The sequence below is a fragment of the Nocardia flavorosea NBRC 108225 genome (assembly GCF_001613385.1).
GTDB lineage: Bacteria > Actinomycetota > Actinomycetes > Mycobacteriales > Mycobacteriaceae > Nocardia > Nocardia flavorosea.
In genome coordinates this window covers 1-1,975 of sequence record NZ_BDCG01000039.1, presented here as the reverse complement: position 1 = coordinate 1,975, position 1,975 = coordinate 1, and the positions used below count along the sequence as shown (strand labels likewise).

The following is a 1,975-nucleotide window of genomic DNA, read 5'->3' as shown; positions in this document are numbered from 1 at the left end:
CCGTACAGCCAGTACCGGCGGATCGCATTGGCCAGGGAAACCCGCAGGAAGCGGAACGCGATCAGGGCCACCGCCATAGCGAGCACCGCGCCGCCGACGCCGGCCGCGATCGGTGCCGACCACTCCACCGCGTTATGCGCGTATGCGCGCATATCGTCAATGGACAAATTATCGGTGCACGCCAGCAGTGCCCCCGCGGTCAGCGGAATCATGCCTATGCACTGCCACGTGTCCTTGCTGGTCCACGGGGTTTCTCGACGGCTCATCGCACACCCTCCTGGCGCGCAGTAGGGGTGTAGTACTCCATCGTGTTGCGCTGCTGCTCCGGAGTGCAGCAGTCGCACGCCGGATCGCCCGGCAGACCGCACATGAACCCGAAGAACGGGCACGGCTCGTAAGGATCACAGGCGCACCAATCGCAACCCGCTTCGTCGTACTCTCCGCACCCGGTCAGCAACGAGCATTCGCAACTCAGTGCACCGGTGCGGATCGGCTGTACAGCTATCCCGTTTCGGCTGCCTTCGCGCGGCGTATCAGTTCGGCGCGCAGTTCCGTCAGATTGATCAGACCCGCGCCGATGGCTTCCGCGATCGTCTCCATGGCCTTCTGCTGTTTGAGGCCGGACTCCTCCAGCGCAGCCTCCCACGCCTGGGTCTGGGACTCGTTGAGGCGGAACGTGCGCTGACGTGCGGTCATTACTCCATGTTGGCATTTGGTAGCTGCGGCTACCAACTGGGTGGTTGTCATGTCTCATCTCTGTTCCTCACGGGATGGTCGAGCGGTTTTGCTCTCTACCAAACTGTACCAAAGACTACCAAACTGTACCTAGAATTTGGTACAGTTTGGTAGTCGATGCAACCGGAATGGAGGAACCGGATGAAACTTCTTCACCAAGCCGCACCGGATGTGGTGCTGCGACTGGAGAACAGGACGCTACGGCGCGAGAACACCGAATTGCAGGACGAACTCGCCAGCGTCCGGCGCGAACTGGAGAAGGCGCGCGCCGCGCTCGCTGCGGACCGGGCCGAGATCGATGATCTTCTCGACCTGGCCAGCACCTACACGCTGTCGGCCCCGGCCGAACGGCTCGCCGCTGCGCATACCTGGCCGTGGGAACGGTTCGGCTGCCACGAAAACCGGCCGCTGACCGTCGACCAGGCCCGGACCGTCATGCAGCAGCACCGTCTCTGCATGACCGGCAAATGCACCGTGCGGACCACCGCGGTAGCCACCCTGCGGGACGGGGGCCACCTCATCCCGGACGCCGGCCGCCGCACGCCGATCCCCAGTTGAAACACAGCGGCACCGGCCAGTTCCTACCTGGCCGGTGCCTCTTCCATCATTCACCACTGATCAGAGGAACCCCTCAATGGCACTCAACGACGAATATTTCGACCTCACGCTGGACCCACAGAGCTTCGCCGAACTGGAGGAGCTGGCGCTCATCACATTCGAGGTCCCCGCGGCCGAGTTGTCGCACGAACAGGCGATGGCCTTGACGCTGACGATGATGCTCACCGGCGACGGACAGGCAACCCAACTCGCCTGGTGCTTCATCCAGTCGAACAACCCCAACAGCGTCGGTACGGGCATCATGGCTGCGCTCGACGCAGCGGAGATGCGCGGAATCCTGCGGCCCTTGCGGATCTCGCTCGTGCCGACGTGGTGGCAGCGGCTGACCTTCCGGCGCGGACGGGTCCTGAGCTGGTCATGACCGTCTATCGCTGGCGGTGCGCACCGACGCATCTGCGGACCCGGCGGCAGCTCGCCGCAGCCGGTCTGCGGCCGAACGGTCAGGACATCGCTGGTGTTCTGCCGTTCCGCCGCCGCGGCCGCGCGCAGGTGGCCTACCTGTTCGACGTCAACTTGGCTGCGCCGAAGCGGCCCGCGACCCCGGCTCAGCTCGCCGCGCTGGCGAAGGCCACTCGGGCGCGGCAGATCTTGGCCGCTGAACGCCGGGGGATCTCCCTCGGCG

The 1,975-nt window shown here is 64.9% G+C and carries 5 protein-coding genes; 3 read left to right on the top strand and 2 right to left on the bottom strand.

The window, feature by feature from the left end; all coding sequences use genetic code 11:
* Positions 1–266: hypothetical protein (locus NFL01S_RS33460; RefSeq protein WP_157117304.1), on the bottom strand; the 266-nt coding region annotated here is incomplete at its 3' end.
* Positions 267–501: 235 nt separating this feature from the next.
* Complete coding sequence (locus tag NFL01S_RS33455) at positions 502–696, bottom strand: hypothetical protein (protein ID WP_062980340.1); 195 nt, start codon at positions 694–696, stop codon at positions 502–504.
* Positions 697–876: 180 nt separating this feature from the next.
* On the opposite strand from NFL01S_RS33455, the gene NFL01S_RS33450 reads away from it, so the two are divergent.
* The 3 genes from NFL01S_RS33450 to NFL01S_RS33440 form a co-directional block, all read left to right on the top strand.
* Positions 877–1,293: a hypothetical protein gene (locus NFL01S_RS33450; RefSeq protein ID WP_062980339.1), complete on the top strand. Its 417-nt coding sequence runs from the start codon at positions 877–879 to the stop codon at positions 1,291–1,293.
* Between the two features lie 76 nt (positions 1,294–1,369).
* Positions 1,370–1,714, top strand: a complete 345-nt coding sequence (locus NFL01S_RS33445) for a hypothetical protein (RefSeq protein ID WP_062980338.1) — start codon at positions 1,370–1,372, stop codon at positions 1,712–1,714.
* On the top strand, positions 1,711–1,975 hold a 265-nt coding region (locus NFL01S_RS33440; protein WP_062980337.1), incomplete at its 3' end, for an RRQRL motif-containing zinc-binding protein. The genes NFL01S_RS33445 and NFL01S_RS33440, both read left to right, overlap by 4 nt.